The sequence below is a fragment of the Weissella sp. DD23 genome (assembly GCF_001579105.1).
Taxonomy (GTDB): domain Bacteria; phylum Bacillota; class Bacilli; order Lactobacillales; family Lactobacillaceae; genus Weissella; species Weissella cibaria.
Genome location: NZ_KQ970393.1, coordinates 149,602 through 155,086, shown reverse-complemented (window position 1 = coordinate 155,086; position 5,485 = coordinate 149,602). Strand labels below are relative to the sequence as shown.

The window sequence follows — 5,485 nt, the reverse complement described above, 5'->3', positions numbered from 1 at the left end:
AGGTAATTGCGATGCGAGTTACTAGAGAGATGTTGCCAGGTATTGGCCTGACGGTTGCCCTCGCAGTCGTTGCAGAGTGGTTAACCCCATTACTACCGTTTTTGGGTGCGGAAGGCATCGCCATGTTGTTAGGAATTGTGATTGGGAATACTGCCTTTCGTCAGCAAATCTGGAACCCCGGGGTCGATTGGTCGGAAAAGTATTTTATTCAATTTGGCATTGCTTTTCTTGGGTTAACGGTCACGCTTAGGACGGTTGAGCAGTTAGGCTGGCAAGGGATTTTGTTTATTGTGTTGCAGATGACGGCCACAATTTTAATTGTCATGTGGCTCGGTGGGCGCTTTTTTAAGGTGTCATCTGAGTCAGCAATGTTGATGGGTGCAGGTAATGCGGTGTGTGGCACGAGCGCGATTGCTGCCGTTTCGCCGGTAATTGGTGCTAATGATACGCAACGCCGGACCGCTGCTGCGACCGTGTCGTTGACTGGTGTGGCACTGTTGCTGATTTTGCCAACCATCGGACCGGCTATTCTAGGTCACAATGATTTATTATCGGGTGCTTTGATTGGTGGTACGTTACAATCGGTTGGTCAAGCTGTTGGCGCTGGTTTGATGGTCAATGATGCGACTGGAACGTACGCAACATTGTTTAAGATGCTCCGCGTGGTATTGTTGGCCTTTGTGGTTATGGCCTTTACGAAGATGAGTCGTCGTGGACAAACGCAACAAGAAGCTGTGATGGCACCAGCAAAGCCATTTTGGCGCATGATGCCATGGTTCGTCACGGCCTTTGTCATCTTTATGTTGGTAAATACGATGATTGGCTTGCCAGCACCGGTAGTCGCTGTCGCCAAGGAATTGGCAAGTTTCTTCGGGGTCATTAATTTGGCTGGCATTGGGTTGAGTCTAAAATGGTCAATTATCAAGAATTCGGGGGTTCGCTTCCTGAGTTTTGGTTTGGTCATTGGTGTGATTCAGGTATTGCTAGCGCTTGGCTTGATTCACCTGTTAATGATGTAAACAAAATAAACTGGGACAGAATCGTTGTCTCAGCCTAAAAAGCCGCAAATCTGCCGAGATAAAATCGGCGGATTTGCGGCTTTTAAACGTGTTCCGAAAGGCTGAACCCTTTTTATATGGTTGATGTGACAAAATCAGTAAAAACTTTGACGGCAGTGTTTGGATTTTGCTGGTTAGTTGCTAAGACAATTTCATAACGGTGTGATGTGCTAGCGATTGGTCGGAATACGACGCCATTCGTACTGAAGAGTGAGTTTTCAGGAAAGAAGGCGATGCGCTTTTTCAGACGGATTAACATTAAGAGCAATTCCAAACTCTGAATGCGTGTGACACTGTTGAACGAATAGCCATCGGCTTGGGCATTGCTGGTTAAACCATGTGGGGCCAGCATGTTGGGATCAGAAGATACAAAGATGACGTCGCGGTTAGCTAATGCCTCGTTTGGCACCACTTCATAACGCGTAATGGGGTCATCTTCGGCGACAGCGACGAGCATATTGCCCTCTTCTAAGACCGTTGTTTGGATTTGTGCATAGTCGGCAAGTGAATCAAGCCCGTAATTGCGGGAAAATAGAATATCAATGGTTTGCGACAATAGGGCTTGGTTATTATCGCGAAAATTATCCTGTGAAATGGTGATGTCGATTTCTGGGTGCATGGCCATAAAATCGTGGAGCATAGGTGACATTAATTGTGTCTCATAATAGGTTGTAAAACCGATTGTGAGGGTTTGCTTGTCGGTAGCGCCGACCGCGTGCGCCAGTTGGACGGCCTGCTCGTAATTTGTGATGAGCTGTTTAGCGTGATTATAGAATTTACGACCAGCTGATGTGACGGTGACCCGATTATTTTCACGATGAAATAGCGGTGCGCCAATTTCTTCCTCTAAATTTTTCATTTGCTTGCTAATGGCAGTTTGTGACACAAAATTTTTCTGAGCCGCAGCCGTAAAACTAGCCAAATCAACAGCGTCGATAAAATAAGTAAGGCGTTCAAGACCCATGGTGACCTCCTGCGCAACTTTTGGTTGGGGTAACTAACTTTTTTAGTGTGTTCGTTCTTTCACAAATGCGTATACTAGATAGTGTTGATAAGTGATTTAGGTAACAAACTTCACTTATATTTAGTTTATTTTATACCGAAAATAAAGAGGTAACAACCATGAGCAAGGTTATTTCAGCAAGTGAAGCTGTAAACTTGATTAAAGATAATGATACAATTGCAGTCAGCGGGTTTGGCCTTGCTGGCGTTGCAGAGGAACTTTTGATTGCGCTAGAGGAACGTTACGCCAGTGAGTCACACCCACAGGGTTTGACGGCGATGCATTCTAGTGCGGTTGGTAATCGTGATCAAAAAGGGATGAGCCATTTGGCAGCCCCAGGGTTGTTGAAGCGCTGGATTGGTGGTATTGCTGCTGCCTCGCCTCGGTTGGGTGAAGCAATCAATAACAATGAGTTAGAAGCTTATAACTTGCCACAAGGTGTCATCACACGTATGTATCATGACATCGCTACAAAGGGCCCTGGTGTCATTACGAAGATTGGTTTGGGCACATTTGTGGATCCAGATATCGAAGGTGCCAAAATGAATCGGGTGACGACTGAAGAAATTGTTAAAAAGATTTCTTTGGATGGTGAAGACTGGTTGCGTTATCCAACTTTCCCAATCAACGTGGCCTTGATTCGTGGAACATATGCTGACGAAGCTGGTAACATCACGCTTGATAAGGAAGGGTTGGACATGGAAGTCCAGGCTATCGCGCAAGCAGCTCACAATTCTGGTGGTATTGTAATTGCCCAAGTGGAAGCTTTGGCGGAGACGAACACCCTTAACCCTAAGCAAGTTAAGGTACCTGGTATTTTGGTTGATCACATTGTTGTTGCACAACCTGAAAATCAATATCAAACGGAAAATACGTTGTATAACCCAGCTTTCTCTGGTGAAATTCGCGTACCGTTGCAATCTGTACCCGCATTGCCACTGGATGCGAAAAAAGTCATTGCGCGTCGTGCCGCGATGGAATTGCGGTCAGGTGCAATTTTGAACTTAGGTGTTGGTATTCCGGTTAACGTCTCCGCTGTTGCTGCTGAGGAAGGCGTTAATGATGACTTTGTTTTGACGACTGAAGCGGGCTCAGTTGGCGGTGTGCCAGCTGGTTTGAAGGACTTTGGTCACGCCTATAATTCACAGGCAACGGTTGATATGGATGCGCAATTCGACTTTTACGATGGTGGCGGAATCGATTTGTCAGTCCTTGGGTTGGCACAAACGGATGCAACTGGTAACGTGAATGTATCGAAGTTCAATGGGCGTGTCGCTGGTGCTGGTGGCTTTATTGACATCTCACAAACGGCGAAGAAATTGGTGTTTGCTGGTACGTTTACTGCCGCTGGTTTGAAAGAACACATTGCAGACGGTCAGTTGGTAATCGATCAAGAAGGTCGTTTTCCAAAGTTTGTGGCTAGTGTGGAACAAATTACGTTCTCAGGTCAATACGCTGCTGAAAATCAACAACCCGTTGTTTATGTTACGGAGCGTGCGGTGTTTGAATTGACGCCTGCTGGCTTGATGTTGACCGAAATTGCACCAGGTATGGATTTGGATGCTGACATTTTGGCTCACATGGATTTCAAGCCTATTATTAGTGATGATCTAAAGCAGATGGATGCTGGATTGTTTGCAGAAGAATGGGGTGGTCTTTCTGCCCTTGTTAACCAATCAGAAATTTAACGAGATAAAAAGGAGACATTATTATGGCAACTGTTGCAGAAATTTTAGGAACCAAGTATCCCTTGATTCAAGGATCAATGGCGCGCATTTCACGTCATGAGTTAGTTATCGCCGTTTCAAATGCCGGTGGATTGGGTGTTTTGACATCAGCTGGGTTTGATAAGGAAGGCTTGCGTGAAGAAATCCGTAAAGTTAAGGCCGGCACAGATAAGCCATTCGCCGTTAACTTGATGTTGATGATGAACAACATTCCTGACATGGTTGATGTCATTATCGAAGAACAAGTGCCAATCGTTATGACGGGTGCCGGTACGCCTAAGCCATACATGCCTGCTTTGAAGGAGGCTGGTATCAAGGTTATTCCAGTTATTCCATCAGTTAAGTTGGCAAAGAAGATGGAAGATTTGGGCGCCGTTGCGGTTGTAGCTGAAGGAATGGAATCTGGTGGTCACGTTGGTGAGACGACAACGATGGCCTTGGTACCACAAGTAGCATCAGCCGTGAATATTCCCGTTATTGCTGCGGGTGGGATTGGTGATGGTCGTGGTGTAGCCGCTGCTTACGCTTTGGGCGCACAAGGTATCCAAGCCGGCACAATCTTCTTAACAGCTGATGAAACGCCAGTACCAGATGCCTTTAAGCAAGCCGTTTTGGAAGCTAATGATACGGCCACAACTGTGACGGGTCGCCGTTCTGGTGCGCCAGTTCGTTCAATTAAGAATCCAATGATTGCAAAGTATTTGGAGCTTGAATATTCAGGTGCGTCACGTGATGCGCTAGAAGAATTATCATTGGGATCACTTTCAAAGGCTGTCTTTGATGGCGATGTTGAAAATGGTTCAGTCATGGCCGGCGAAATTGCGGGTATGGTTAACAGCAAGCGTCCGGTTAAGGACATCATTGAAGGTTTGTTCAATGAAGCCGAAGCCGTTGTTAAGAATTTGAAGATTACGTATTAATAAGACCAATAGCTGCTGTGATAAATAAAATGACCGCCAGGAATTTTAGCCTGGCGGTCATTTTATTTGCGCAAATTAAGCTGGCACAATTTTGATGTGCAACCCGTTTGCATCGATTTTGTGGGTCACTTGGATGCCGTTTGCTGTCGCAACAGCTGGTTCGTCGGGGTTTTCGTGAACGGCCATGTAGGCGTTGAAGAACTCCTGCGATGACCAGCTCATGCCGTGCTCGAAGGCAACGAATGCGCGACCAGCTTCGTCGCTATCAGCATCCTCTGAATCGATGAAAATCATCGTTGCTTGATCATCCTTAACTAAAACCGTGACTTGGACACCCTCAAAAACATCGGTATTACCGTGTTCGTCGAGCTGTAGACCACGGTGGCTTTCCATGTTGAAGTTTCGACGCAACTTATTGTACTTTGCGAGTGATTTCATGGGGAAAATCTCCTGTTCTGTATAATTGACAATCTTAACTTTACGCTGACTTGAAGTAAATGCAAGTGAAGAGTTCGTCGGTGAAGCGTATACTTGAGAGAAACAAACGAGCGGGGAGTATTGTTAATGCTATTTACAGAATTGAAGGATTATGTCGTTTTCGATTTAGAGATGAACGGTAGTAATCAAATTATTGAAATTGGGGCTTTGAAAATTACCACCGGTAAAGATATTGAAAAATTTTCCGTGATTGTTAATAACCCGCCCAAGGGCAGTGGAATGGCGTCATTTAAATTCATTTCACAATCCATGGGTGGGGAACACGGCTGGATTACGTTG

General features: G+C 45.6%; 5 protein-coding genes and 1 pseudogene. 4 read left to right on the top strand and 2 right to left on the bottom strand.

Going from position 1 to position 5,485, the window contains the following annotated elements:
* The first annotated feature begins 11 nt into the window (after window positions 1–11).
* Window positions 12–1,019 carry a YeiH family protein gene (locus WEIDD23_RS06735; RefSeq protein ID WP_010373150.1) on the top strand — a complete coding sequence of 336 codons (1,008 nt, stop codon included), beginning with the start codon at window positions 12–14 and terminating at the stop codon, window positions 1,017–1,019.
* Between the two features lie 112 nt (window positions 1,020–1,131).
* Here the strand turns inward: WEIDD23_RS06735 and WEIDD23_RS06730 are convergent, their stop codons facing one another.
* Complete coding sequence (locus WEIDD23_RS06730) at window positions 1,132–2,022, bottom strand: LysR family transcriptional regulator (RefSeq protein ID WP_010373146.1); 891 nt, start codon at window positions 2,020–2,022, stop codon at window positions 1,132–1,134.
* 158 nt (window positions 2,023–2,180) lie between these two features.
* On the opposite strand from WEIDD23_RS06730, the gene WEIDD23_RS06725 reads away from it, so the two are divergent.
* Entirely contained in the window at window positions 2,181–3,749 is a 1,569-nt protein-coding gene (locus WEIDD23_RS06725) for an acyl CoA:acetate/3-ketoacid CoA transferase (protein WP_010373143.1), read from the top strand.
* A 23-nt stretch (window positions 3,750–3,772) separates the two neighbouring features.
* Window positions 3,773–4,708: a nitronate monooxygenase gene (locus tag WEIDD23_RS06720; RefSeq protein ID WP_010373140.1), complete on the top strand. Its 936-nt coding sequence runs from the start codon at window positions 3,773–3,775 to the stop codon at window positions 4,706–4,708.
* 75 nt (window positions 4,709–4,783) lie between these two features.
* On the opposite strand, the gene WEIDD23_RS06715 is transcribed toward WEIDD23_RS06720, so the two are convergent.
* A complete protein-coding gene (locus WEIDD23_RS06715; protein ID WP_010373137.1) occupies window positions 4,784–5,146 on the bottom strand; it encodes a hypothetical protein in 363 nt (120 codons plus the stop codon).
* 126 nt (window positions 5,147–5,272) lie between these two features.
* Between WEIDD23_RS06715 and WEIDD23_RS14655 the strand changes: the two are divergent.
* Window positions 5,273–5,485: pseudogene (locus tag WEIDD23_RS14655) on the top strand (3'-5' exonuclease); the annotation flags it as partial.

Coding starts and splice junctions, on each gene's coding strand:
- WEIDD23_RS06720 (WP_010373140.1), top strand. CDS start 3,773: ATGGCAACTGTTGCAGAAATTTTAGGAACCAAGTATCCCTTGATTCAA.
- WEIDD23_RS06735 (WP_010373150.1), top strand. CDS start 12: ATGCGAGTTACTAGAGAGATGTTGCCAGGTATTGGCCTGACGGTTGCC.
- WEIDD23_RS06715 (WP_010373137.1), bottom strand. CDS start 5,146: ATGAAATCACTCGCAAAGTACAATAAGTTGCGTCGAAACTTCAACATG.
- WEIDD23_RS06730 (WP_010373146.1), bottom strand. CDS start 2,022: ATGGGTCTTGAACGCCTTACTTATTTTATCGACGCTGTTGATTTGGCT.
- WEIDD23_RS06725 (WP_010373143.1), top strand. CDS start 2,181: ATGAGCAAGGTTATTTCAGCAAGTGAAGCTGTAAACTTGATTAAAGAT.